Source organism: Tolypothrix bouteillei VB521301, assembly GCF_000760695.4.
In the GTDB taxonomy this organism is placed as follows: Bacteria; Cyanobacteriota; Cyanobacteriia; order Cyanobacteriales; family Nostocaceae; genus Scytonema; species Scytonema bouteillei_A.
On record NZ_JHEG04000001.1, the window covers coordinates 5,736,132 to 5,760,993 of the forward strand.

Here is a 24,862-nt window from a genome sequence, read left to right on the forward strand (position 1 = left end):
TGTTGAAAAACAAGGAGTACGAGAACCATGCAAAGTACTCAGTTCGATATGGTTCTGCGGCGAATAGCAACAGTATTGTCTGTAGTCATTATTACTTTGACTATCATTGGTGCTACAACGGGCATTTTGCTATCTTTTTACTACGAACCCGCAGCAGGTAGGGCTTACCAATCATTGAGAGCGATCGACACTCAATTAAATTACGGTTGGTTGTTCCATAAAGCACACGCTATTGCAGGGAATGCAGTCATTGGGGTTTCGCTCATCGAGATCGTAATTCTGTTTGTCAGCAGGCAATTTACCAAGAGTTGGTTGACTGCTTGGATAAGTGGGATTTTGTTTACTCTCAGTGCAATCGGTTTGGGCTGGACGGCAATGATTCTCTCTTGGGATCAAGAAGGATTTTGGCGTTTTAGCATTGAACTGGGAACAATTGAGGCTATCCCCTTTATCGGTTCTTTATTGAGAGATATTTTGACAGGTGGTGCAGGAATTAGCACTGTAACCGTGCAACATTTGTACACCATTCACAGCTATATTGTCTCAGTGGCTGCTCTGGTGCTGGCTGTGGTGCATCTAGCAAGCGTGCTTTGGCAAGACAAGCAAACTTACAAAAAAGCAGAAGTTATTGAGAACAATAACTTACCACAGCAACCAATCAATGCTCAAGGTTAATGAAATTTCAAGAGGTAGGAGCATCGCTGGTTGAAAGTTGAGCTAAATTTGTTAGCGGTATTTCTTCAACCTCAGATAACTTTTCTAACGAGAGGCGAGTTGATTGCTTGCTACCGGACAAGCGTTTTAAAAGGCTTGGTCTGGGGTCGTGTAATAGGTAGATAATGCGATCGCCTACAAACCATTCTTGAGAAGCTGGCATAACCTGAATGCGCTCTTCTCGTTCTACCAAAAGCGGTACTAACTCGCCTCCCCCAATTAATCCTTGTAAATGCTCTTGCTGGCGTTCAAAATCAGCAGCACTGAGTGTTGTTGTGCCTAATTTTACCCGTCCGTCATTGAGGTAGTCATTCCAGGTTTTGATAGATAAATCTGAAAGGAAAGCTTGATTTACCTTGTTTTCTTTGACTGTTGTCGTTGCTTGCGGATCGCGAGGAAATACTGCTAAAACTCGTGGTGGATCGAACTCCTCAGCAGCGCGTTGCGCCAAAACAAAATTGACTTCGCCATTGCTAGTCATTGCTAAAAAAGTTCCTACTGAAGCGAGTCCAGCCTCTTCTAGGACCCCAGTGTCTAGAGCGCTACTAGCAATCACCCTAAGATTTTCTGCTTCTGCTTCAAGACAGCGTTGTGGATCGGTATCAATCATCACCACTTGTTCGCCCCGTTCTTGAAACAACCGAGCAATTAACAAACTCAAAGGATTGCAGCCAACAATCACTGCTCCAGTAGCCTCTGTTGAGGTAATTTGCAACCATTTGGCAACCCAGCCAGCAGTAAGTCCTTGGCAAACCACTGTCATGATAATGGTGAGGAACACCAATGCTTTAATCGCCTCACCACCGTTCACACCTCGTTGTGTCAGCAGAATTGCGAATAAGGATGCAACCGAAGCAGAAACAATTCCCCTTGGAGCCACCCAACTGAGAAATAGCTTTTGTCGCCAGTTGAGACCGCTATTCCAGGTACACAAGAGGATGTTAACCGGGCGGACAACAAACATCAGGACCAACACCGTGTACACACCGCCCCAACCTAAAGCAAACAAACTAGCAATAGATAGGTCTGCGGCAAGCAAAATAAATAAAACCGAAACACTCAGAATTGTCAGTTGACCTTTAAAGCGTCTCAACAATCTTTCTTCTGGGACTGAAGAATCTCCAAACACCACCCCGGCGACAACAGTTGCCATCAATCCCGATTCGCTGATAGCCATTTGAGACAAAGCAAATAAACCCCATAAACCTGCTAAAACGACTAGGTTTTTGACCTCAAATGAGAGAAAATTGGCTCGTTTGCAAATAAAAGACATCAGCCAGCCGCCGGTTGAACCAATAGCGCCACCAATGCTCAAGCGCATCATCAGGTTGCTAGCAGCTGAGACAAAGTCAGTATGGTTGTTAAGAATTGTGTTAAGTACTACGACAGCAAGAATTGCTCCTACTGGATCGACTAAAACGCCTTCCCCTTCCAACAAAGTTGCAACCTGTCTGTCAACATTGACTTGTTTGAGCAGGGGACTAATAACAGTGGGACCTGTGACGACTACTAGAGAAGCGAAGAGAAAAGCAATAGGCCACGGAAATTCACCCAACCAGTGAGCTGCCATACTACCACCAAGCAGCGTGATTAGAGTTCCGAGAGTGACAAGCAATTGAAGGCTAGACGAAACTTTACCCAATTCCTGTAGATCCAGATTCAACCCGCCTTCAAACAAAATAACTGCCGTTGCTAGGGCGACTATAACTTCTAACCCAGTGCCTAGCATATGGGGATGCAATAGCCCAATACCATTAGAGCCAAGCAGGATGCCAAACAGCAACAAAAAAACGATGCTGGGTACCTTGAGGTATGCAGCCAGCACTTGAGCGCTAATACCTGCAAAGACGGCTATTACCATCTGCAGGGTCATGTCAAATGATGCTTCCATGTTGTAGATTTTGACCGATATATTTCAAAATCTCTTATCAAGAACAGTATAGTTAAGTCGGTTGAGCGCAGTGTCACACCAGCTGTGTCTTGGTAAACCAGATATTTTTTTTATACTTAGTCTGATATGGTACTCCATTTTTTGAGTTTTGTTGCAATGGCATTGAGAATTGGGGGATGGGGAGATGGGGATTGGACGTGAGGCAAACGGAAATTTTTTCAAAAAATCTGTTGACATCTAAAGGAAAAGCCGTTAAATTAATAAAAGTGTGAAGCCAAGCGGTGACGCAAACGCGCCCCCATCGTCTAGAGGCCTAGGACACCTCCCTTTCACGGAGGTAACGGGGATTCGAATTCCCCTGGGGGTATTTAAAAAAAGCGAAAATAAAAATTAAAGAAGCAAATGCCATTTTACGGAATGGCATTTGCTTCTTTGCGTTATGTAGTTTGCACGCGGTGACATATAGCAGCCAAATTCAAGCGCATATCATTGCTCAAGCGGCGTTCGATCAACCCCACTGGCATGGTTAGTTTGGGCCAAATCTTAACGGTGTAGCAAAGACGAGTTCCACTACCTTCGCTTTGGGAACAAGGCGTTAATTGCCAGCTACCGGAAAACTCTTTAAAATCTCCCTCTACCATACGAAAATTAATTTCTTTGGGAAAATATTCCTCAAGATCGAGTACGACACGCGCACAAAAGTTGATGTTGAGAAATCGTTGAGCGCCAACTTGTTCTAGACGAATACCTCCTTTTGGGTGTTTTAGCAAACAACTTTTGGTAAGGTTGGGAACAAACTCAGGTAACGCTTCATAGTCTGTCAGCACTTTCCACACCTTATCCACTGGATGAGGAATTTGAAGCCAAGCAGTGATTTGTCTCTGTCGTTCTGTGATTTTCTCAATTTGAACCTCTACAGATTGCAAAGCAACCGCATCAATCTCCGAATCTAGTTGTTGACTGGTGTCTTCGCAAGCAACTACATCAAATTCTTTTGGGATGTTATGTTCTTCAATCACTTTTACCAATTTATGATTCGCTATCGTTAGAAAATTGGGGCAAAGTCAAACTAAAGCAAATTTTACTCAAGCTAGACTCCTCAAGTGGCTTGCTTTCAACGGCAATCTCGCCACCTAGGTGCTGAACCAAAGATTTTACCAACGCAAGTCCCAAGCCAGTACCGGGAGTCCATCTTCCCTTACCCCGACGGAACTTATCGAAGATGTAGGCAGCTTCTTCTTCAGAAATGCCACGTCCCACATTAGTTACCTTAATAATAACCCGATCGACTTGTTGGTTAACTTCGTGGCTGGCTTGTATGTTGACAACTGTTTCGTGCTCTGAGTACTTATAGGTATTTGTCAATAACTCTTGGAAAATTCTGTCAAAACTCTCCAATTCTGTCTGTATCGAGAGAGGCTCTTCTGGCAAGTTTAGGGATATAGCGATCCCTTTGTCTGCTAGTTTCTTCTCGAAAGATGCAGCTATATCCTGAATTTTTGTATTTAAATCTATTGTTTCTAGTTGCGGGCGCTCTGGATCGTTCTCCAGTCTTTGGAGTGTCAGCAAGTCATTAATTAAGTTAATTTCCTTATTACACTCTTCTTCTAGAATATCTAGATATTTCACTTGGCGATCTGCACCAATTCCAGGTTGGCGCAGCATACGCAATGCCATACGCATATTCGTTAATGGGTAGCGCAGGCGATCGCTCAAATTGCTTAAAAATTCATCTTTAAGTTCGTTGAGTTCTCTGAGTTGCTCAACGTATTGCCGAGTTCTTTCGTGCAGTTTTGCTTGTAGTTCCAAGCTACTTTGTAGTTTTGCCGTGCGCTCATCTACCAACGTTTGGACTTGGCGCAAAGTCTGGTTTTGGATGATGGCATTGCTTAATTGAGCGCAAATCATCTCCAATATATTGAGTTCTGAGGATTGCCAGCTCCGAGCATTTGCTTGCTGCAATACCATAAATCCCAAAACTTTACCCTGAATTTCTAATGGCATTAACAGCATTGCGGGCAGTGCTTCCATTGCGAATACTGAAGCTACTGTTGAATTATCTCTTATATCTGTACTATCATTAACGATTACAGGTTTTCCGGCACTGACAAAAGCACGCTGGCACAAACCACAATCGGAAAGGTAAAAAGAATTTTCCGAAGTACCCGATTTGTTTGTTGGAGCGCCTTCTTTGTCCCGGCACCACTCACCCACAACGTTTGCTTTCGCCTTGGGAATTTGTTTTTTTGAATTATTTCTAATAGATAGTGGATCTGTGTATTTCAAAAGGATCAGCAAACCCCTATCTGCCCCTAATGTTTCGGCGGTAGATGCTAATGCTAACTGGAGCATTTGATTTAATTCCCAGTTGCTACGACTGAGTATCGTTAATTGCTTGATTAAGTTTTGGTGCTGAGCACAAGTTTGTAAGTATTTGTGTTGGCTGGCAATTTGCTGTACCTGTACCACGTGGGAAAATGCGATCGCACAAGAAGATTCGACAGATTGTAGCAATTGTTTTTCTGATTCAGTCCAACTGTAGGGCTGTGACTTGATCAAGCTAATTACACCGTTATTTTTACCACCAAACCGGGTAGGGATTGATAAAACGGCTTTTGCGAGCGGTAAGTACTGACATCCATGGACCAGACTTTTTTGAATTGTCGCAATATCTTCTATCGTTATTGGTTCAGAAGCACATTCCATCACTGGTAAGTCCAACTGTTCCATCGCTGTAAATACTTCTTCTGAGGGAAGTAAGCCTGAGTACTCTTTAGCGTGCCAATTTGCACTCATGACTTCATTCGATACCTCAGTTGGTACCGTTACCAGACAACAGCAATCTACATCAAAGACAACTCCCAGAACTTTGGCAATTTCTTGCAGCATCATTGTTGGAGTCAGATCGCTGGCAATGATTTGGTTAAGTTTTTGTGCCAACTCGAAGGCAGGTTCTTCCTGATGCTGCATCAGCTTGACCGAATGTTGTTGTTGCTTTTCTATATCATCATTTGGGCGCTTTAGCGACGATGATAAAGGTTTGTTCATTCCTAGCACACTCTTGGACATTGACCCCATTTTCTTTTTACAAAATCTTTTAGCACATCATTCCTCGATCTCTCTGCTGCTGCACCCTAACGAACCTCAAATCTTTCCCTCACCTGTTATAGCCCCTTTCTATTTCAGATGACCAAGTTTCCGGTATGTTAAACAAATTTCTAAAAAAGTAAAAAATATGAAAAATATATTAAGATGCTTCAGCAGAATAATTGTTGGCTTTGGTGTACCTCGATAATTGACTAACTTGGACTTAGGATATCTCGCTTGTAACTATATATAAACCGTAATTTCTCTAGATTTGGAGCAAATGCTTCTTAAAGTATTTCCGCGCTAACACTGAGATGAAAAAATGTAAAACGTAATATTTAATTCATATTCTCTAGATTCATTCCAGTACCTCTATTCCAGGATTTTACGAAGAAAACTCTTTTATTACCTGGTTTTATCAAAGAAAACTCAATGTTTTCCACAGGTAAAAAAATTTTTTCAAGTCTTTTATATAACTCCATATACTTCATAGGTTCTTTATTTTTAAACAGAGGAAAATGTTAGATTATGTTAATTTTTTTAAAAAAATCCTGTGACAGCAGAAACTACACAGAACCTTTAGCCTTTTCCCAATAACATTTTTTACCACTAATTTAAATTACTTATATTATAAAATAAAATAATTAATATAATTAATGTATTTAAAGAGAAAAATGCAGCCCGGTTGCCTGTGAGGAGTGCAACCGAGCTGCATTTAGTGCCACAAAAGTTTAATCGGCGACCAAACTTTCGACACTCAGAGGAACCATTTCGCCATTTCTTGTTAATCCTAATAACATTGGTTGTTTTGGTTGTATCAATTGACCGGTGAGCACACAGCGCTCTTCCTGTTGTGCTGTGGCGGATATGCTGGCTCGAATATCAGAGCGCGAAAACCTCGGCTTCCACTCACCCGACTTCTGCTGGACGTAATTCCAAAGGATATCTCGGATTAAAGCCTGATATCCCTGATTGCCAGCTAAGTCTTTTAGCTTATCCTTCAGTTCCCGTTCCAAACGGATGCTGGTAACTTCCATATCGGTGGTTGGGGTGCGAGCGATAGTATGCATCATTTTTTCTCCTTAAAGTATGGACAGGATAGTAATACAAGTGTAGTATGTTTAAAGGAATGTTCAATAGGTGAAATTTTCTGTGATATCCATTTACCCCATCTCCATCTCTACTTCCTCGCATGCTGCCAACTCCCGATTTAGTTGGGAATCAGCCGCCGTGGGAGTGGAGTATTTATTTATGGGGAATAATGGTAATCCAAATAAATTGCAACACGAAGAGGGCGATAGTGATTCAAGATATGCCAGCATTGGTGTACTGTACGCAGCACCAAAACTAGACAAAGAAAGCGGGAGGTACAGAGACCGGGAAACTGTACCGATATAAGACCAGAACGACAAGAAGAAAATGGTCAAATTTCCAACCCCCGCTTCCACAGGATAAGAAGCGGGGGTTTTTTGATGAGGAGTCAATCCGTGACGAGCGCAATGCAAGTTCTAGAGCAATCCTTGGTGGTGTTTTCCCAAAATTACTCACCATTGTGTTGGGTAAATATCAAGCGGGCGATTGTGCGGCTAGTAACAGACAAGGCGGTTTTGGATAGATGTGCAAGCAAACCTGGAGTAACAGGAGAGCATGAGGAATGCTGAAATTAACATACACCGAATCGAGCTTTTACATGGAGTGTCTGGCTCAATCGCTGGAAGAATGGGTAACTCAGCGAGTTATTCTCGCACTCCGAGTTGGTCAATGTTTGTGCGTTGAACCCAGCACGGCTTCCTTTTTGCTTCCTGTTGATTTACCAGGAGTTGAGGGACTTAAGGCGTCTGTTGTTCGCGAGGATAGCGAGATGATTGCTCTGTGTTCTTGCGATAACGACTATATAGAAGTCAGCCTGCGAGGTTCCTGGCTTTCTGATGGTTCTGAGGATGCTGATGGCGTTTTTGTGACCGCAATCAGCGATCGTTCTGAATTTTTTCTTCACAAATTGTGGCAACAAGCTCAACAGAGGGCTTCTGTCATGAGTGAATAATCTGGGGTGGGCATTGCCCACCACTATATATTTCGATCGTACTAAAGAAGGACGGGCAAGTTTCACAGAAAAGAACGGGCGAGACGCCCATCCTACAAGAATCAAGATATTTCTACAAGCTTATACTACACATTGTTACAAAGTAGTCCTCACTTCAACATGGGACAAGCGTGACGAAAAGCAATGCATTGTAAAACAAAACTGAATTGTTAAGTTTTGATGACTAATATTGGTGGATAGAAAATGTGCCTTAGAGATTCACATAACTTGTGACGCTTGGGTTTTGAGATATTGGATTAACCAAATCTTGACGAGTCTGTAGCTTTTCAATTTACAAAATTATACTAACTAAGCTAGGATTGCCATTATAATGATACACTAATACGATGTCATTACCGGACTATCTTTTCAAGCAACATATTGATTGAAGAGTTAGCTTTGGTGAGACTTCTTACGATATTGCTTTAAGTCATTCAATGCTTTCGCACATCTGCCTGTGGACAGAATGTGTGTGGGAGTGATGAATTGACAACTGTGGTTTCTGCTTAAATAGTGGTTGGGAAAACTCAAATTCTCTACACATATTGCTGTCAATAAAAATTTAGAGATTTCTTGAAGATACTTCAGAACATATAGAAAGTCTGAGAAAAATCTTACAAAAATCACTTTTACCTTGGCACTAAGAAAGTCTTAAATAATGTATTGCCAAGGTAATTTGATTGAGTTTTTAACTAATACAGAGAATAAGCAAAATACAGCGATCGCTTGATAGCAAAAATATTGTCATACATATAGTATTATAAGAAAAATAAATAGAATAAAAATCAGAAAAAAGAGAATAGAAATCAGAAAATTATGATAATAATGTATTAAGCAAACCAGTAAATAAACTGTTTGCAGAGCAACAAAACGCTTATTTTTTTAACACCCAATCGTTACGCAATCAGGTTAAAAAACAGATGGAATGGGAAGCTTTGCTACTAGGAATCGAGCCTCTTACTGCTATTGCAGTTGGACTTGGTGCAGTGGTTCTTGCACCTGTTATAAGTTCAGTGGGGTCTGCTTTAGGGCAAGATGGAGAAAAGCTAACTGAATCTATAACAGAATCCACACGAGAATTAACGAAGAAAGGTCTCGTATGGGGATTTGAGGCAGTAGAAAATGCCCAAGTTGTCTTTGCTCAGGCAGAAGAGTCATTTCGAGATTTGATAGCAGATGCAAAGGTAGAGCACGTACAAAGAAAAACTGTTTCTGAAAAAGTGGAACCCCAACACGTAGAAATCGTATCAGAGTAACGTAATCGATTCGATACAAATTCATAACTGAAATTATCGGTAACTATTTCTGCATGGTTGTTTGGAAATAAGTAATTTCCAAGCATCCAATGTTTGTATAAGTTTAACCCGATAAATTTTCAGTTGCAATTTAAGCAGAAAGGTAAAATATTGAGGTTAGACGGACAGACTGTGTATGGCTCTTCTCATCGAAATTGATACAGTCGCTCGGCACATTCATCTGTAATGTGTCGGTTGTTTCATGTGAGCCAAAATGAATGGAAAAATAACGCAAATTTAGGAATGTTAACCACAGAAAAAGACACAATTCAGTCTTCTGAAAACGAACAAGTGAGTTATCGAATTCTTCACAAGAACGAGCAACGTTTGCGGATTGAAACACCCAGAGTTGCATATGACTCAGAGTATTGCCAAACTCTCAAGCAGGTTATTGAGAAACTAAATTTTGTCACTGATGTTCGTATTAATCCTGCGGCTAGATCGATTTCGATAGAGTTTAGAAATCGGGATGTTGCCAGTAGTTTGATTCAGGAGAAAATTCTCAGATGTATTGAGTATGTCAGTGTTTTAGAAACTTCAGAAAACGTTGACTTTGTTAGAAATGATGAGACATTGTCAAAAACTCAATTTTCTGTGTCAACGACAACACAAGTAGTCGGGTATGAGGTTGTTCATAAAAATGAATGGCATATAAGGATAAACATTCCTCGACTGGCAGCAGATTCTGACTATGCTCTCAAGCTCAAATACCTTGTTGAGTCTATTGACGGAATCGCTGATGTACGTATTAATGCATTAGCTCGATCGCTAGCGGTTGAGTACGAATATCAAGCAGGTGCAATCGCGCTCGCACAAGCAGAACAAAAGCTATTTGAAGCGATCCAACAAGCTTTGAACATCGAGCTGGATTGGGAACTTGTCAATAGCTCAAAGCCAGAAAAAGACAATCAACATGAGATTGATTACTGGCAAAGGCTGGGTCCATCTGTACTGAGTCTAGTCCTGAGTTTTGGTGCCTTAATAGGCTTGCCCTTCCCTGGTTTTCTCGTGTCGGCAGCGATATTTTTTGCTGCTATTCCAGTTTTCCAACGAACAGCAGAATACATTGAGAAAGAACGCCAACTCAACATTGATTTCCTTGATGCTTTAACAATTAGTCTTCATACTTCCCTAGGCAATTACTTTGCTCCAGCATTCATGTTAAGCCTGATAGAAGGGAGTGAAGTGATTCGAGACATGACCGCACGCAGTACCGAACGAGCTTCTTTAAATTTACTCGATTGTTTGGGTAAGTACGCTCTAGTAGAACGTGACGGTAAAGAAGTGCAAATCCCAGTGAAAGACATTTTAGAAGGCGATCGCGTCGTTGTTTATCCAGGCGATCAAATTCCTGTAGACGGTCATATCATACGTGGTACAGGGCTGGTAGACCAATGCAAACTCACTGGAGAGTCAGTTCCCGTAACTCGTTGTGAAGGTGATGAAGTTTTTGCTTCCACCTTACTTGTAAATGGAAACCTGTGCATCTTAGCAGAACGCATGGGTAACAACACTCGTGCAGGTGTGATTGTATCGCTCATGCAGTCTGCTCCAGTGCATGATACTCGTGTAGAAAACTACGCCGCAACAATCGCAAACAAGGCTGTATTACCCACTCTTTTGGTAGGAACAGGCGTTGGTTTAGTAACTGGAGATTTGAATCGAGCGATCGCTTTGCTGACTTTAGATGTAGGAACTGGTATTAGAGTCTCAGTACCAACAGCAATTCTCTCAGCCCTGACTTACGCAGCTCGGAATGGAGTTTATATCCGTAGCGGTCGAGCTATTGAAATTCTTGCTCGTGTTGACACTGTTGTCTTTGATAAAACAGGAACGCTTACTCAAGGACACGCTAAAGTAACAGGTGTAAAACTCACTGATGCTGGAAAATCACAAAGAGAAATACTGACTCTCGCTGCTAGCGCCGAACAGGGATTGACTCACCCAGTTGCTGAAGCAATTGTCCGCCATGCCAAAGAAGAAGACATGGAGCTTTATGAGTGTGAGGAATGGAATTATCGAGTCGGACTCGGTGTCTGTGCCACCATCAATGGTATGCAACTCCTTGTTGGCAGTCATCGCTTAATGGCAGAAGAAAACATTAGCCTAGAGTACTTGGAGCAGCACTACCCAAATATCAAATCAGGTAGTAACTCCTTGATTTACGTAGCAGGAAATGGGCAACTGCTAGGAGTCATCCTATATAGCGATCCACCTCGTCATGAAAGCAAAGATGTCATAAAAGAACTCCGCGAACAAGGCATTAGCCCTTATATGTTAAGCGGTGATGTGACAAGAGTGGCAAAAGCGATCGCATCCGATTTAGGCATAGATAGCAATCAAGTCTACGCTGAAGCCTTTCCAGAACGAAAAGTTGAAGTCGTGAAAGCAATTCACGACAGTGGTAAAACCGTTGCTTTCTGCGGCGATGGCATTAATGATTCAGCAGCACTGGCTTATGCAGATGTTTCCATTTCCTTTGCAGGTGCAACTGATATTGCCAGAGAAACTGCAGATGTCGTATTGATGGAAGATGATTTGAGGGGCTTAACCCATGCTATTAAAGTTGCTAAGTACACAATGGATGTTATTTGGCAAAACGCACTCATTGTAGCCGTTCCCAACATTAGTGCAGCAGCGGCTGGCGTACTCTTTGCCCTCGATCCCGTACTGGCAATTATTATTAACAATGGTTCAGCACTCCTAGCTGAATTAAATGGCTTGCGCCCGCTTTTAGGTCCTGGCGGTTTGGCTCCCCTCAGCAGTTCTCTAGATGCTACGGATTTGGTTGAAGCAGAAAATCGATTGCATACTCATGTCAATGATACTTCTCTTCACGAACATGAGTTAGTAAAAACCTCTGAATGGAATGCCTCTCATTCAAATCAAACCGTTGTTTCCAGCGTCCAGGTTGCTGAAAGTGTAGCAGTTTAAATGATTTAAAACTTACAAAATGGCAAACAAAATCTCACCGCCTCAAAGCGCTCACGGCTTAAAATCAAACTGTCTATCTTTTGGAGAAGTTCTAGCTCAATCTTTTGCTGTCATAGCACCCACCACAATTCCTGCTTCAAATCTGGGCTTAATTGTTGCGCTTTCAGGGAACGGAACTTGGTTGAGCTTTCTTATCGGTTTGGTTGGACTAGTACTTGTCAGTATCAATATCAACCAATTCGCTAGTCGTTCGGCTTCACCTGGTTCCTTATACTCCTACATTGTTAAAGGGCTTGGATCGATAGCAGGTGTCATTTGTGGTTGGAGCTTAGTGCTGGCGTATCTATTTACAGGGATGTCAACTTTATGTGGTTTTGCTAACTTTAGTGGAGCGCTCATTGGTCAGTTGGGTATTCATCCCTCTAGTATTACGCTATTGGCTTTCGGTGCAGCAATTGCTTGGTATGCAGCTTATAAAGATATCCAACTTTCTGCAATAGCAATGTTGTGGATTGAAGGATTATCTCTTCTGCTAATAACAATCTTATGTCTTATTATTTGGTCAAAAACAGGCTTTGCACTCCACATACCTCAATTAACCCTACAAGGAGTATCTCCTGGTAATATAGCAACGGGATTAGTGCTGGTGATGTTCGCGTTCTCTGGTTTTGAAAGTGCTACGAGCTTGGGGGATGAAGCGAAAGATCCATTGAAAACAATCCCCAGGTCTGTCATTGGTAGCGCTATTCTGGCAGGTATATTTTTTACCTTCACAGCTTATGTTGAAGTGCTGGGTTTTAGTAACGCTGGTGTCTCGATTACCAAAAGTGAAGAGCCTTTAGGTTTTCTTTCTCAACAAGCAGGAGTTGGTTTTTTGGGAGTACTCGTTGCTTTTGGTGCTCTGTTTAGCTTTTTTGCTTGCGTCCTTGGTTGTATTAATCCTGCCGCTCGGATATTTTTCCTGATGGCACGACACGGACTGTTTCACTCGAAGTTGGGATCGGCACACACATCCAACAAAACACCTCACATAGCAGTGACAATGTGTTCTTTTGTGACATTTTTGGTACCTGCTGTTATGTCCTTCTTTAAAGTGCCTTTGTTTGAGAGCATGGGTTACTTGGGAGCTATGTGTAGCTACGGATTTTTAACTGTGTATGTTCTGATTTCAATAGCGGCTCCAGTTTACTTGCACAAAAAGAGAATACTTCGTCCAGTCGATATAATGTTCTCGATACTGGCGATCGCGTTTATGATTATCCCCATTGTGGGCAGTATAGGTATTCCTGGAAGTAAGATGTTCCCAGTTCCAGAAGCTCCTTACAATGTTTTTCCTTATCTGTTTTTATGCTACATAACAATCACTTGTGGCTGGTTTTTAAAGAAGACTTTCCGTTCTCCCAAACTTGTTTCAGAAATGCAGCAAGGAGTTGATGAAATTCATGCTAGATTTGGAGATTTAGAAAATTGAGGAGTATGTACCGATGCTCTGTGCTCTCAATCACACGGGAAAAACAACATTTCAGGGTCTGATGAAGCCGATGCGGACAATCCAAAACTCCACCGAATACCTGATTTTTCCTGACTCCAGGTTTGAAAAGCCAAAACCCCTTTATCTGCTTGGGCATTAATCGTGCTACTTGGAATCTGCCACAATTTTTCTAGCTGAGAAGCCGTTAAACCTGTTGTTACTTGTGGTGGGTTGCTCGGAACGTTATCGTTATCTGGCTGATTTTGCTGATATGGCTTCAGAATTGGCTTTTTAGTTGCTTGTTTAGTTGCTTGGGACTCTAGATGGTTTATGAGTCCCGCAACATCAGCAATTTCCTTACTGACAGACTCACCAATGAATCCTCCCGCTCTTGACATTACCTCAGAAGCAATTCGTTCTCCTATAGAGCCAAGCAATAAATGACCGAGCGCACCTCCAACAATCTCTCCAATAAACTCACCACCTATCTTGCTAGCTAGTTCTTCAGTTTCTACTTTTTCTACTTGTCTGGTGGAAGCTTTAATAAATTTTTGATTTTGCTGGTACAGATCTCCTGAAACTGCTTGCTCAAAACAACCAGCAATCTTATTCTGAACAACCTCATTTGAGATATTATTGGCATCGTAACGGATTGCAATGGAAGCAGCTTGGGGATTAAACCGCACGCGGACAACAGAATCAAGCGAATTCAGTAACTGCTCGAGTTTTTTTGCGTACTCTAGATTTTTTTTCAGTTGGGGAACGCTAATGCGGATGCGCCCTGGGGTAGCGTGAACGATACTATATTCTATATTTGATAGGGACTTATTCATATCTTGCTCAACTAGCATCACAATTAGGTAAAGATTTGAGCTGGAGATTAACAGTCTTGTTTTGTCCAAACATCTCTTAACATCACCAATATATACTTGGGCTTTTAATAAAAACAAATATTTTTAATTTTGAATTTGATAAATAAATTTTATGAAAGCGGGGTTGTTAGTTTTTAGTTGAGGAATATCAACCTTTTGCGTAACAAATCACCCGCTTGTATATAATTGTATTTATGTAGATTAAGAAGACACAGCCTCAGGCATTCATAGCCCAAAAGCAAATTCCAGCCAAAATTAAAAACGGTGTTCCAGGAAAGAAGGGGATAATAACCCCTACAATACCAATGACTAAACTTACGGTTCCTACAACTCCTAAAACCACTTTTTTAAGTGAATTCAAAACTTCAGTCATTAACCTTCTCCCTTGCTTGAAAATTACACGTATCAAACAATTGTTTCATCTTTATCATATCACTTGATGTTTGATTTTTTCTTGACGTGTAAGTCTTATATGTTATACCAAATCCAATACAAAGCAATTAAGAATATTAGTAGGTTGGATTTCGTTTCTCAACAATAAAAACACATTTTGATTTTTTCACAAAAATCCATGTAGTATTGATATCAAACTCGCTTTCATCAATCTTCTTTGTTAAAGGGCTAGTATCAATCATTTGGTGAAATTATAGAAAATATTAATATATTTCTTTAGATAGAAGACCAATGATATTTTAAGAAATATAAATAAATTAATATTTTTTATTTTAAAAAAATAATTAAAGTCTCATATAAAAATGTAAAATTAGATTTATTTATCTAGGAGTATATGAATCTAATTTATCGATTTTGAATTGAACAAAAAACAATATGACAAAGCTTTTATGATGCTATCAAGCCAGACGATAAACTCTCTTGACTGCTTAACTCTATGAGTAAAAGAAAATCTATATAAGTAGAGAGGTGCAAAAAAATAGAATTATGTAACGAAAAGTAAAGTTGCCTAAAAACCCCTTCCCTTCTGCCATCTGCCTTGTCATGACGACAATTTTTAATACCGACCTACTTATGACTTCCAGAAATTTGTCTAATTCAACCCAAAATTTGCAAGTGACAACCTTACATTCAGTTAATGGTACAGCAGGAAATCGCGAAATCTCGTATAGTATCGCTCATGCGATTCCCGGACGCATTCGTTTTTGTATTCCCAAAATAGCAACAGATTCTGACTATGCTGAAAAACTCAAAGCAATAATAGAAGAATCTAATTCTGGAATTACGGATGTTCGTATTAACGAGAAAGCTGCATCTATTGCCATCACGTATCGACCAGATACTATCTCAGACGACCAAATGCGATCGCACCTACTTAATTTGATTCAAGTTGCTCCAGATACTGTCCAGCCACCAAAAGTTACGGCGAGACCACTTCTAGGAGCCATTTTTGATGCTCTGATTAATTTCATAGACAGTATCCAAAATATAAATAAAGTGCGTACAGGTATTCAGTATGGGCGGTTTAAGACTGACTTTTGGAAGAATTTACTGTCTAAAACAAAAGCGATGACACAAAAGCTAAAGTCAGCCGTTATGTTCGTGTTACCTAAGCGAGAGCAAAAAAAAGCAGGGCATGATGTTGTTTGAGTTGAGACTTTTAGCATAAAATAGAGAGCGTAGCAAAACATTAGCTTGCACTCGTAACTACAAGCGATCGCTAACAAATCCACTAAAAGGGTACAAATTGGGTCTGTCTCTAGATTGATTTATTAAAGTTAGAAGTTCATTCTTCAGGTCGATACATAATCCACTGCTTTCGTATTAGAAAAATAGTAAGCTAACCCATATCGAAAGGTTCCTTGAAAGTTGCAATATGAGATCGGGTAAGTAGAAGCAATATATAGAAAAGCTTTGAGCTTTTCTTCCCAGTGAGGATTGCTGAGTGACTACTTCTCAAAACCCTTTCAAAGGACACCAATTGTAGTCAATTGTAGTTAACTATTGTGGTATCCAAAATTGACGGCAGATAAGTATTTATACTGTACTTGTCTGTTTGTGTTTAAAACCACGCATACGTGATTTTTGGATAACCTAAATCATTAGGAGGATTTAGATGAAGAAAGTTGGTTTTGATTTATCTATGCTACGCCCAGTACGTTTTGTAATTGCAGCGATCGCTTGTACCTTGTTGTTTTTCTCTAATGCTTTTCCTGCTGCTGCAACAGTTGGAACTAACACAAGCAATCCAAAAGAGGCTACAACACAGTTACTAGAAACCCAAAAAAGAACTGATGAAGCCTCTGCAAAACCACCTCTAAGCGCTGAAGATCAAATTGAGGCAACAAAGGGTGGTGGATTAAATGAAATTCAGGGAACAGCCGATATTGAGAAGCAGAAGCGTCCTGAAAATTCAAGCAACGCTACAACAGTAGAAGATGAAGTGAAGAATTTGTTAGACAAGGTAACCGGTAAGAACTAACATAACATTTCATACTTTTTACTGAATCTGGATACTTTTTTTGAAATGCATTTCAAAAGTAAATAGCGGCTTAAAATATTAGGTTTTGAGTCGTTGGTTAAAGACTCTACCAATCTTACCAATAGGATAGGCATCTTGATAGCTGATTGCAAGATGTCTATTTCTATTTATATAGGGCTTACACATATAGCAGTCGGTGTAAGCGGACTTAGCTTGTATAGTCGCGGTTTCAATCGCAAATGTATTTTTTCCAAATTGGGATGCTCCCGGTTAATTAGGCTTGCAACGCCTGAAATCCTAAAAATACCGTGGAGTTGCGTAAGCCCCGTTATCACGATCCTTCCTTAGATTGATGATGATATGGAATAAAAGTTGTGAACTTAGATAAAGAAGATAGCTGAGGGACTCCAAGTCATGCGTAAGTTAAATATTGGTTTGACAGAAGAGCAACGTCAAGGTGTTATTGAGTTGCTAAATAAAGATTTAGCAGATGCCTACGTACTTTTAGTTAAAACTAAAAAGTTCCATTGGGATGTTGTAGGACCTCAATTCCGTACTCTTCACGAACTTTGGGAAGAACAATATCAAACACTCACTGAAACTATTGATGCTTTAGCTGAGCGAGTTCGGACTTTAGGCGGATACCCAGTTGGGACTTTGCAAGGATTTCTAGATATTGCCACTCTTAAAGAAGAAGGTGGTAATGTACCTACAGCGACTGATATGGTGGCTCGATTGGTAGACGATCACGAGCAAATTATTCGTAACTTGCGGGAACACATAGATCGCAGTAGTGAGGACTTCCATGATGAAGGAACTGCTGATTTCTTAACTGGCTTGATGGAAGGACATGAGGAAATGGCTTGGATGCTGCGTTCTTTCATTGAAGGACAGTCTATTCAAGCTGACGGTTCAAATAGACTCGAACAAACAAAAACTCCTGTAGGTGTATAGGAAAGGTAATCAGTCAGGGCTACTAGGGTGGGTGTGTTTTTAAACGACTCGCTTAGCCTCCTAATTTTTGAGATCCCCCTCAATTCACTCCACGTGCTACAAGTAGAGAAACCCGGATGTCAGTTTCCTGGGTCGGACTAACCCTCCTACAGAATTGGCTTCCCTTAAAAGGGGACGAGTGAAGATTTGTCCCCTTTTAAGCAGGGTAGGGGGGATCGAAACCACAAGAATCCACTTGAGAAGACTTGTGTGTACGCCATAGCTTCTTCCCTCTAGGGAGCCCTACCTTTGCCAATTAGCAATCCCCAATCATCAAAGGAGTCTCTTAATGCCAGAACCATATAAAGCAGAACGTACTATCTCAGCAGTTGTTAAAGATCAAAATCAAGTTAACGATATCATTCGACGTTTACTGGATCGAGGTGTATCGAGAGACCACATCTCGGTTATGGGTAGAAACTTTCAATCAGAAACCCGAATAGCTGGTTTCATTAGTAAAAGAGATGTCATTTTAGGAGGATTGAGAACGGGAGCGATCTTTGGCTCTTTATTTGGTTCTTTCCTAAGCTTGCTGACTGGTGTTGGTGTACTGTTTATTCCTTTTGTCGGTCCAATTGTTGCTGCAGGTCCTATTGGTGCAATATTATTAGGGGCTGCAAGTGGTGCGATCGCAGGAAGTGCTGGTGCAGGTTTAGTATCCGTCTTAACTGCATTGGGAATGCCAGAAGACAAAGCAGCTATTTATCAAACTCGCTTGCAAGCTGGGGAATTCTTAATCATGGTAGAAGTTCCTGCTGAACGATCGGGAGAGTTTCAACTTCTACTGCAAAGTGCAGGTGGCGAAGAAGTTCATACAATCGAGCAAGCCTTACCTCGTGCATGTACTGGTGGTTGCAACAGCCCGGAAGATTTGTCTCCAGAAATTCGCTCTCATCTTTCTAGTGAAGCTCAAGGCACATTTATTGAGCGCTACAACACTGTCTTCAAAGAAACAAACGATGAATCCAAGGCCGAACAAGCTGCTTGGGAAACAGTTCATCAGCGGTATGATGAAGACGAAAATGGTATTTTTTCTAAAGTGAAGACGACTGTTTAGTAAGTGGTTAGTTGTTGTTAGTGCTAAAGCATACCAACTAACAACTAACCACTTTACGGTAATTTATAACTAGCAACTCTTATAGTTAACTGACCTTGTCGGGGATCTCGGCTAAAAATAAAAGCTCCTTTCTCCGTTTCATTCGTAGATAAAAAATCTATCTGAATATCCCCTGCTTCAGTCACTTCACCATTCATCCGTAACTCAGCAATAACCTGAATTGACTCTGCTGTTTCTCCCCCTAGATTCACAACTTCAAAGGGAACATAAAATTGTCCGTTAACTTGTCGAATCTCTTGCTTTTTGCTCACAGAAAGAACAGGAGGTTCTTGCTTATCGTTTAGCCAAGTGTAGCATACTAAACTAACAACCACTGCTAAGATAAATGATGCAACTCCAAAAGTAACCCATTCCGCCAGACTCCGCTTTGGATGCTGTTGTTCTTTTTCGGAATCTGTAGGTTCGTTTATCTGTTGGCTCATACAGCTAACCTTCCTGCTGCGCCTCCAATAGTGGCTGGTAAGCCTAGCAGCAGCGTATGTTCCAACCAAATTGTCCAAGGATCGTTTAAAGTTAGTTGCTGAAAGAACCACAACATAAATGTCGCTGCTAGCAGTGAAACAAGGTAAGACATGACAGTTTCACTTATGGGTCGTTGAAAAATTCCTTTTTGCTGTCTGCGCTTTTGCTGATTGGAAAATCCTGCTTGAAACACAATAGCGTAGGAAATTACTAAGGATGAAGCAATAATTAGCAGTACCCAAGGTGGAGACACTGCTGCTGCTAACATTGGAACCTCGTCTGTAGGTGCGATGTTAAAAGCAATGACAGTTGCACCAATTAAGGTTGCACCAATATCAGCAAGAGTAGCGCTTAATTCTTTGGAGTTTTGACTGTTTTTGCTGTCTGTTTGTTCTCTTGCATCTGTATTGCGCGTATCTCCTAAAAAATGGTTAGCTAAAGCTACACCCAAAGTAAATGGGACACTTTCAAAAATAATTTTACCTAAAGCTTCTTTCAGAGGTATTGTCGGTGTTATTTCTTGCAATAATATCAATATAAAAGTAGAGCAGAATATCCCGATCGCTATAGCTTCTACTGTGTCTGTTATTGATTGATAAGGCGGGCAATTCCGCTTGGGTCTCTTAAAGCCTTCTGTACGATTCAGTAAGAAAACTACGACGAACATAAGTGCTATAGCCAACATTACCACTGGTGGTTTTGCCCGTGACCCAATCCACCAAACTTCCATTGTATAAAGCAATGGGATACCAAATAAAAATCCTCCACAACTACCCCTGATGATGTCATTAATTTCACGTACACATATTTTTTTCTTCCGACTTTTTGCAAGCACCATAATACAAGTTTAATTCAATTTTTGCAGGCAACCTGTTCTAGATGTACGCGGACTTTTTTAGGTATAACAATTCTATTTGAAATCCAAACAAGGGAGACAAGGAAGAGGTGTTTGTATATCATTTAAAACTGCTATATTAAATTTTTCTGTCTTATCTTAACCTCAATAAAAAAATATTCGGTTAATTTGATAAATTAATTAACCGAATATTTTGTATCTTACGCTCATGTTATGATGATTATTAAATTTTTATGATAAATTTACGGCTAAATGACCAGTAACCTATAGGGTACAAGCCCCTAAATTTGTTTATGAAAAAGAGAATACAATTTATTAGTCAAACCCCATCTTTGTAAATATAGGGATAAGTTTGTCACTGGTCACCGATCGCTACTAAGCAGCACTACGAGTTACTAATCCCCACAGGAAGATAGCAATCATTGCTCCAAGAATTGCTACAAGTAGACCGGGAATACTCAAGCTAGCTGCAGCAAATTGTAGGGTTCCTGTTTCCAAGAAAGTTACTAAAGCACCTCCGATGAAAGCACCAACAATACCAAGAATCATTGTTGCCAGAATTCCACCACCTTGACGACCGGGATAAATGGCTTTGGCAATTGCTCCAGCAATCAGACCTAGTACTATCCAAGCGATGATGTTCATAACTGAAATTCCTCTTGTCTTAATGATTTAAAAACTAATTTATCAAAGCTAATTAGTTACCTCTTCTATCACAAGTTCAGTGCTTGTTCTGTCGCAAGAGTTATAAATATTTTTGTTAGTGGTTAGTGGTAAAAATGTTTATAAAAGTGGTATGGGGTGGACATATTATGCCCACCCCAGTTTATGGAGACTCTATACTCTCAATTGTGTATTATCTTGTAAATTTTAGGGCAGACTGTTCCCCATCCTAAGTAATAGTTAAATTTAACTGAAAAACATGGCAGAACTTGTCGAAAAGTTCATTGCTCCTCATCAGTTTTATGCAACTAGCCCGGAACGGAGAGCACGAACAGCCGCCTGAGTACGGTCATCAGCGCAGAGTTTATTCAGAATGTTACGGACGTGGGTTTTGACTGTCCCAACTGTGATATAAAGTTTCTCAGCAATTTGTCCGTTACTGCATCCGGCTACGATCAACTCTAGAATCTCTAGTTCCCTTTGTGTTAGTGGGTAGGTTTCTAAGACTTGCTCGTACTCTGAAGAGAGCGCTTCTATTTTGACGGTTTTTGGTTTATCAGTAGGCTGATCTTCAGGTAACCCTTGGCGCATTTGACGCAGTACAACGTTTGCGATCGCCGGATCTATCCAGGAGTTACCCGTGTGAGTAGCTTGGATTGCCTCAGTTAGCTTATCGATGCTAGTATCTTTCATGTAGTAGGAGTCTGCTCCTGCTGCGAAAGCAGCTAGTACTGCATCTTCTGTGTGCTCCATCGTCAGCACAAGAATTTTTGTGGACGTGTCGCCTGTTTCTGCTTGCCATTGCCTAAATCTTCGAGTTAGCTCGATTCCATCTATATCGGGTAAACCAATATCTACAACAGCAACATCTGGTTTAGCTGTTTCTAATAGTTTTAATCCTTTACTTGCATTTGGTGCTTCGCCAATAACTCGAAGTGTGCTGTTAGATTGTAATGCAGCTTTCAGCCCCATTCGTGTTAGGTCATGATCCTCAATAAGAACAATACTAATTTCGCTCATCGCTACACTCGCTCGCTCCTGATTGCATCTGTCTATAGCCGACTAAAACGCAAACGTTTTTATTATTTTCCAACACTCAGGATAGATGATATTTACTCCATCTTGCATCCACCGATAGAAATAAGGTATTTTTTATCTATTTGTCATTGGATACAGATCGATATCTAGCTGGAGATATATGGCTCCTTAACAAAAGGTTGTGGAATACTTATACAAATTCTATTTCTTTCTATATAAAGTCTTCTAGTTCTTGCAGTATATAGAGATGGGGGAGTTTCATTCTTACTTTATCTCTCATCTCAATCCAAATACTAAATCCTATAAATAATCTCCTGTCACAATATTAAATTTTTCTTATAAAATTAAAGAATAATAATATTTTATATTAGCAAAAATAAGTTGTTTAAAATACGATAACCATTGTAGAAGAGAGCCACCATAGAATTCTTATGAATTTCAACAACCTAAGATATGTTGAAGCATTCTGAATCTAGTACCACTTAATTGGAAAATCGCAGAATGAACCTACGTTTAGAGGCAGAGAAGGTACAACTAGAGCTTTACGCCGAGATTGTTAAAAATATGCAATTTGGCTTGATGGTATGGCATCTAGAAGATCCTAAAGAAGTCACTTCATTCCGATTGGTTACTAACAACCCCGCAGCCAGTCGCCTCACTGGGATGTCTCTACAAGACTTTATTGGGAAACGAATCACGGAATGCTTTCCCAGTACATACAAGGAGAATAAAGGGACTTTGGAATTGTATGCGGAAGTGGCGCTGTGCGATCGCCACATAGACCAATATGAAGCTTACTGTAGTGACGAACGAATATCGGGTAACTTTTTTAGCATAAAAGTGTTTCCGTTACCAAACCGATGTATTGGGATTGTATTTGATAATATTACACACCAAAAGCAAGCAGAAGAAGCATTACGCGAGACAGACGAACGGTTTCGTGCAACTTTTGAACAAGCAGCCGTTGGGATCGCTCACGTAGCTATAGATGGTCGATGGTTGCGAGTGAACCAAAAATTATGTGAAATCGTTGGTTACTCCTATCAAGAACTTTTAGAACAAAGGTTTCACGACATTACTCATCCAGACGACTTGGAAAATGATTTAAACTGTATCAAGCAGCTACTAGCGGGTGAAATCGATCATTATTCGTTGGAAAAGCGCTACATTCACAAGGATGGCTCAATTGTTTGGATCGATCTGACCGTTTCCCTAGCAAAGGAAGAAAGAGGAGAGGGGGAGAGAGGGAGAGGAGGAGAAAAGGAGAACGGTTCTACCTTATCTCCCGTGTCTCTTCCCGGTAAGCCCAAATATTTCATTGCTGTCATAGAAGAAATCAACGAGCGTAAAGCAGCAGAAATAGCCTTGCTGCAACGAGCAGAAGAGTTAGTACGCGTAAACACAATTCTGGCGCAAACCACAGCAATGTTAAAAAAACGTAATGACGAACTCGATCAGTTTGCTTACGTGGCGTCTCACGACCTTAAAGCACCCCTACGCGCCATTGCCAGTCTTTCAGAATGGATGGAAGAAGATCTCGCAGACACTCTTCCCGAAGAAAACCAACAGCAGATGCGCTTGTTGCGAGGGCGAGTGCGCCGAATGGAATCTTTAATCAACGGGTTGTTAGAATATTCAAGGGTGGGACGCACTCAAGTGCCATTGTCGGTGGTCAATGTTGCTTCACTTATCAAAGAGATTGTTGACTCCCTTTGTCCCCCGCCTACGTTCACGATTGAGGTAGAACCAGATATGCCTACCTTTGTGACCAAGCGCTTACCTTTGCTACAAGTATTTAGCAACTTAATTGGGAATGCTGTCAAGCACCATTCTAGAACTGATGGTCGTGTCATGATTTCCGTGCAAGACCGAGGAGCGTTTTATGAATTTGCTGTTTCTGATGATGGACCTGGAATTGCTCCTGAGTTTCACGATAAAGTTTTCCTGATATTCCAGACCTTAGAAGCTCGCGATCGCAAAGAAAGCACTGGAGTCGGGTTGGCCATTGTCAAGAAAATTGTTGAAACCGAAGGCGGTACAATTTCATTGCACTCTCAAGAAGGCGCAGGTAGCACTTTTCGCTTTACTTGGCTCAAACAACCCCTTGAGTAAGGAAGGCGCGGGTTAGGGGGAGTTCCCAACCCACGCATCCAAAATGGTATGATTTTCGTGCAGCTCTGACCAATGGCTGAAGACGCACTACTCGCCATACAATTACAATCGATTTGGAGCTGAGTCGGGTATCTCGTTTTACTGGGGCTTAGCTTGTTTTGCTATTTATATAATCATTTTAAGTCATGCTAATAGTATGATAATATTGTCATTTCCTGTTAAAGTCAAACTATTAGCTTTGAAAAATGAAATGTCTTTTTCGGTCGCCCGAAATTGAGATTGAGTACACTGTATTTAATCAAAGGAAATGTCAGACAGAGTGATAAACATTTTATTGGTGGAGGATGACGAAGTTGATGTAATGAATGTCAAACGGGCATTCAAAAAAGTAAATATTAATAATCCCTTATATCTTGCCACAAATGGGATAGAAGCACTGTCAATGTTACGTGGAACTAACGGTCAACAGCCTGAAGTTCCATCCGAAAGACGGTTGATTTTGTTAGATTTAAATATGCCTAAAATGGGCGGGATTGAATTCCTGCAAGAATTACGTTCCGATTCTAAATTGCGGGCAACCCCGGTGGTAGTAATGACAACTTCCAATCAAGATAAGGATAGAGTAGAAGCATATAATCTCAATGTTGCTGGTTATATTCTTAAACCTGTAACTTTTAATAGTTTTATAGAGTTAATGGCAACTTTAAACAAATATTGGACATTGTGTGAAATGCCATAGGTCAGCGCTCGCTGACAAAAAAGTGCCGTCAACTACCGTTAAGGTTTTAATAAGATGATTTTGATGACAGTTAAAATAAGAAAATTTGGTTATACCAACAG

22 protein-coding genes, 1 tRNA gene and 1 pseudogene are annotated in these 24,862 nt (G+C 40.7%); 14 read left to right on the forward strand and 10 right to left on the reverse strand.

The genetic code is table 11. The features are described from left to right. Window positions 1-27: 27 nt before the first annotated feature. Complete coding sequence (locus tag HC643_RS23050; RefSeq protein ID WP_038085379.1) at window positions 28-675, forward strand: cytochrome b N-terminal domain-containing protein; 648 nt, start codon at window positions 28-30, stop codon at window positions 673-675. A gap of 7 nt (window positions 676-682) precedes the next feature. Here HC643_RS23050 and HC643_RS23055 read toward each other — a convergent pair whose 3' ends face one another. Then, a complete protein-coding gene (locus HC643_RS23055) occupies window positions 683-2,605 on the reverse strand; it encodes a cation:proton antiporter (protein ID WP_050045258.1) in 1,923 nt (640 codons plus the stop codon). Window positions 2,606-2,899: 294 nt separating this feature from the next. Between HC643_RS23055 and HC643_RS23060 the strand changes: the two genes are divergently transcribed. Next, window positions 2,900-2,972: transfer RNA gene (locus HC643_RS23060), tRNA-Glu, on the forward strand. Window positions 2,973-3,042: 70 nt separating this feature from the next. Here HC643_RS23060 and HC643_RS23065 read toward each other — a convergent pair. The 3 genes from HC643_RS23065 to HC643_RS23075 form a co-directional block, all read right to left on the reverse strand. Then, on the reverse strand, window positions 3,043-3,624 hold the full coding sequence (locus HC643_RS23065) for an SRPBCC family protein (RefSeq protein ID WP_038085465.1): 582 nt from the start codon (window positions 3,622-3,624) through the stop codon (window positions 3,043-3,045). 10 nt (window positions 3,625-3,634) lie between these two features. Continuing rightward, a complete protein-coding gene (locus tag HC643_RS23070; protein WP_167844736.1) occupies window positions 3,635-5,653 on the reverse strand; it encodes a sensor histidine kinase in 2,019 nt (672 codons plus the stop codon). Window positions 5,654-6,423: 770 nt separating this feature from the next. After that, on the reverse strand, window positions 6,424-6,762 hold the full coding sequence (locus tag HC643_RS23075; RefSeq protein ID WP_017746024.1) for a ribbon-helix-helix domain-containing protein: 339 nt from the start codon (window positions 6,760-6,762) through the stop codon (window positions 6,424-6,426). Between the two features lie 82 nt (window positions 6,763-6,844). Between HC643_RS23075 and HC643_RS23080 the strand changes: the two genes are divergently transcribed. The 6 genes and pseudogenes from HC643_RS23080 (at window position 6,845) to HC643_RS23105 (ending at window position 13,475) form a co-directional block, all read left to right on the forward strand. Next, window positions 6,845-7,090, forward strand: a complete 246-nt coding sequence (locus HC643_RS23080) for a hypothetical protein (protein WP_336604380.1) — start codon at window positions 6,845-6,847, stop codon at window positions 7,088-7,090. A 53-nt stretch (window positions 7,091-7,143) separates the two neighbouring features. Then, window positions 7,144-7,296 (forward strand): annotated as a pseudogene (locus tag HC643_RS23085) (HNH endonuclease); the annotation flags it as partial. A gap of 50 nt (window positions 7,297-7,346) precedes the next feature. Continuing rightward, window positions 7,347-7,736 carry an alr0857 family protein gene (locus tag HC643_RS23090; RefSeq protein WP_038085387.1) on the forward strand — a complete coding sequence of 130 codons (390 nt, stop codon included), beginning with the start codon at window positions 7,347-7,349 and terminating at the stop codon, window positions 7,734-7,736. A gap of 959 nt (window positions 7,737-8,695) precedes the next feature. Next, a complete protein-coding gene (locus HC643_RS23095; protein WP_038085389.1) occupies window positions 8,696-9,031 on the forward strand; it encodes a hypothetical protein in 336 nt (111 codons plus the stop codon). A gap of 282 nt (window positions 9,032-9,313) precedes the next feature. Continuing rightward, window positions 9,314-12,004 carry a heavy metal translocating P-type ATPase gene (locus HC643_RS23100; RefSeq protein ID WP_063779452.1) on the forward strand — a complete coding sequence of 897 codons (2,691 nt, stop codon included), beginning with the start codon at window positions 9,314-9,316 and terminating at the stop codon, window positions 12,002-12,004. Between the two features lie 19 nt (window positions 12,005-12,023). Next, window positions 12,024-13,475, forward strand: coding sequence for an APC family permease (locus tag HC643_RS23105; protein WP_038085391.1), 1,452 nt, complete (start codon window positions 12,024-12,026; stop codon window positions 13,473-13,475). 26 nt (window positions 13,476-13,501) lie between these two features. Here HC643_RS23105 and HC643_RS23110 read toward each other — a convergent pair whose 3' ends face one another. Both HC643_RS23110 and HC643_RS23115 read right to left on the reverse strand, forming a co-directional pair. After that, on the reverse strand, window positions 13,502-14,326 hold the full coding sequence (locus tag HC643_RS23110) for an HMA2 domain-containing protein (protein ID WP_137986118.1): 825 nt from the start codon (window positions 14,324-14,326) through the stop codon (window positions 13,502-13,504). Between the two features lie 238 nt (window positions 14,327-14,564). Further along, complete coding sequence (locus HC643_RS23115) at window positions 14,565-14,720, reverse strand: DUF454 family protein (protein WP_137986117.1); 156 nt, start codon at window positions 14,718-14,720, stop codon at window positions 14,565-14,567. Window positions 14,721-15,373: 653 nt separating this feature from the next. On the opposite strand from HC643_RS23115, the gene HC643_RS23120 reads away from it, so the two are divergent. From HC643_RS23120 to HC643_RS23135, 4 genes are all read left to right on the forward strand, one after another. Beyond that, complete coding sequence (locus HC643_RS23120) at window positions 15,374-15,949, forward strand: HMA2 domain-containing protein (protein WP_038085472.1); 576 nt, start codon at window positions 15,374-15,376, stop codon at window positions 15,947-15,949. Window positions 15,950-16,415: 466 nt separating this feature from the next. After that, complete coding sequence (locus HC643_RS23125) at window positions 16,416-16,781, forward strand: hypothetical protein (protein WP_038085392.1); 366 nt, start codon at window positions 16,416-16,418, stop codon at window positions 16,779-16,781. Between the two features lie 414 nt (window positions 16,782-17,195). Beyond that, complete coding sequence (locus HC643_RS23130; RefSeq protein ID WP_038085396.1) at window positions 17,196-17,735, forward strand: Dps family protein; 540 nt, start codon at window positions 17,196-17,198, stop codon at window positions 17,733-17,735. 328 nt (window positions 17,736-18,063) lie between these two features. Next, window positions 18,064-18,831: a ChaB family protein gene (locus HC643_RS23135; RefSeq protein WP_038085398.1), complete on the forward strand. Its 768-nt coding sequence runs from the start codon at window positions 18,064-18,066 to the stop codon at window positions 18,829-18,831. A gap of 53 nt (window positions 18,832-18,884) precedes the next feature. On the opposite strand, the gene HC643_RS23140 is transcribed toward HC643_RS23135, so the two are convergent. The 4 genes from HC643_RS23140 to HC643_RS23155 all read right to left on the reverse strand — a co-directional run bounded on the left by HC643_RS23140 (window position 18,885) and on the right by HC643_RS23155 (window position 21,892). Next, window positions 18,885-19,313 (reverse strand): TIGR02588 family protein, encoded by a 429-nt coding sequence (locus HC643_RS23140; RefSeq protein ID WP_038085400.1) that lies wholly within the window; start codon window positions 19,311-19,313, stop codon window positions 18,885-18,887. Further along, entirely contained in the window at window positions 19,310-20,191 is an 882-nt protein-coding gene (locus HC643_RS23145; protein WP_038085403.1) for a TIGR02587 family membrane protein, read from the reverse strand. Before HC643_RS23145 ends, HC643_RS23140 begins: the two co-directional genes overlap by 4 nt. Window positions 20,192-20,584: 393 nt before the next feature. After that, complete coding sequence (locus HC643_RS23150) at window positions 20,585-20,854, reverse strand: GlsB/YeaQ/YmgE family stress response membrane protein (protein WP_038085405.1); 270 nt, start codon at window positions 20,852-20,854, stop codon at window positions 20,585-20,587. Window positions 20,855-21,172: 318 nt separating this feature from the next. Continuing rightward, window positions 21,173-21,892, reverse strand: a complete 720-nt coding sequence (locus HC643_RS23155; RefSeq protein ID WP_038085408.1) for a response regulator — start codon at window positions 21,890-21,892, stop codon at window positions 21,173-21,175. Window positions 21,893-22,411: 519 nt separating this feature from the next. Between HC643_RS23155 and HC643_RS23160 the strand changes: the two genes are divergently transcribed. Both HC643_RS23160 and HC643_RS23165 read left to right on the forward strand, forming a co-directional pair. Next, window positions 22,412-24,022 carry a PAS domain S-box protein gene (locus tag HC643_RS23160; RefSeq protein ID WP_038085410.1) on the forward strand — a complete coding sequence of 537 codons (1,611 nt, stop codon included), beginning with the start codon at window positions 22,412-22,414 and terminating at the stop codon, window positions 24,020-24,022. A gap of 307 nt (window positions 24,023-24,329) precedes the next feature. Next, the gene (locus tag HC643_RS23165; RefSeq protein WP_038085412.1) at window positions 24,330-24,761 is read left to right on the forward strand and encodes a response regulator; all 432 of its coding nucleotides are present in this window, start codon (window positions 24,330-24,332) and stop codon (window positions 24,759-24,761) included. Window positions 24,762-24,862 lie beyond the last annotated feature (101 nt).

Excerpts from the sequence above, each read along its gene's own strand:
- HC643_RS23150 (WP_038085405.1), bottom strand. The coding sequence starts at position 20,854 with ATGAACATCATCGCTTGGATAGTACTAGGTCTGATTGCTGGAGCAATT.
- HC643_RS23120 (WP_038085472.1), top strand. The coding sequence starts at position 15,374 with ATGACTTCCAGAAATTTGTCTAATTCAACCCAAAATTTGCAAGTGACA.
- HC643_RS23095 (WP_038085389.1), top strand. The coding sequence starts at position 8,696 with ATGGAATGGGAAGCTTTGCTACTAGGAATCGAGCCTCTTACTGCTATT.
- HC643_RS23070 (WP_167844736.1), bottom strand. The coding sequence starts at position 5,653 with ATGAACAAACCTTTATCATCGTCGCTAAAGCGCCCAAATGATGATATA.
- HC643_RS23090 (WP_038085387.1), top strand. The coding sequence starts at position 7,347 with ATGCTGAAATTAACATACACCGAATCGAGCTTTTACATGGAGTGTCTG.
- HC643_RS23155 (WP_038085408.1), bottom strand. The coding sequence starts at position 21,892 with ATGAGCGAAATTAGTATTGTTCTTATTGAGGATCATGACCTAACACGA.
- HC643_RS23075 (WP_017746024.1), bottom strand. The coding sequence starts at position 6,762 with ATGCATACTATCGCTCGCACCCCAACCACCGATATGGAAGTTACCAGC.
- HC643_RS23165 (WP_038085412.1), top strand. The coding sequence starts at position 24,330 with ATGTCAGACAGAGTGATAAACATTTTATTGGTGGAGGATGACGAAGTT.
- HC643_RS23055 (WP_050045258.1), bottom strand. The coding sequence starts at position 2,605 with ATGGAAGCATCATTTGACATGACCCTGCAGATGGTAATAGCCGTCTTT.
- HC643_RS23115 (WP_137986117.1), bottom strand. The coding sequence starts at position 14,720 with ATGACTGAAGTTTTGAATTCACTTAAAAAAGTGGTTTTAGGAGTTGTA.
- HC643_RS23125 (WP_038085392.1), top strand. The coding sequence starts at position 16,416 with ATGAAGAAAGTTGGTTTTGATTTATCTATGCTACGCCCAGTACGTTTT.
- HC643_RS23160 (WP_038085410.1), top strand. The coding sequence starts at position 22,412 with ATGAACCTACGTTTAGAGGCAGAGAAGGTACAACTAGAGCTTTACGCC.
- HC643_RS23110 (WP_137986118.1), bottom strand. The coding sequence starts at position 14,326 with ATGCTAGTTGAGCAAGATATGAATAAGTCCCTATCAAATATAGAATAT.
- HC643_RS23105 (WP_038085391.1), top strand. The coding sequence starts at position 12,024 with ATGGCAAACAAAATCTCACCGCCTCAAAGCGCTCACGGCTTAAAATCA.
- HC643_RS23050 (WP_038085379.1), top strand. The coding sequence starts at position 28 with ATGCAAAGTACTCAGTTCGATATGGTTCTGCGGCGAATAGCAACAGTA.
- HC643_RS23140 (WP_038085400.1), bottom strand. The coding sequence starts at position 19,313 with ATGAGCCAACAGATAAACGAACCTACAGATTCCGAAAAAGAACAACAG.
- HC643_RS23135 (WP_038085398.1), top strand. The coding sequence starts at position 18,064 with ATGCCAGAACCATATAAAGCAGAACGTACTATCTCAGCAGTTGTTAAA.
- HC643_RS23100 (WP_063779452.1), top strand. The coding sequence starts at position 9,314 with ATGTTAACCACAGAAAAAGACACAATTCAGTCTTCTGAAAACGAACAA.
- HC643_RS23145 (WP_038085403.1), bottom strand. The coding sequence starts at position 20,191 with ATGGTGCTTGCAAAAAGTCGGAAGAAAAAAATATGTGTACGTGAAATT.
- HC643_RS23130 (WP_038085396.1), top strand. The coding sequence starts at position 17,196 with ATGCGTAAGTTAAATATTGGTTTGACAGAAGAGCAACGTCAAGGTGTT.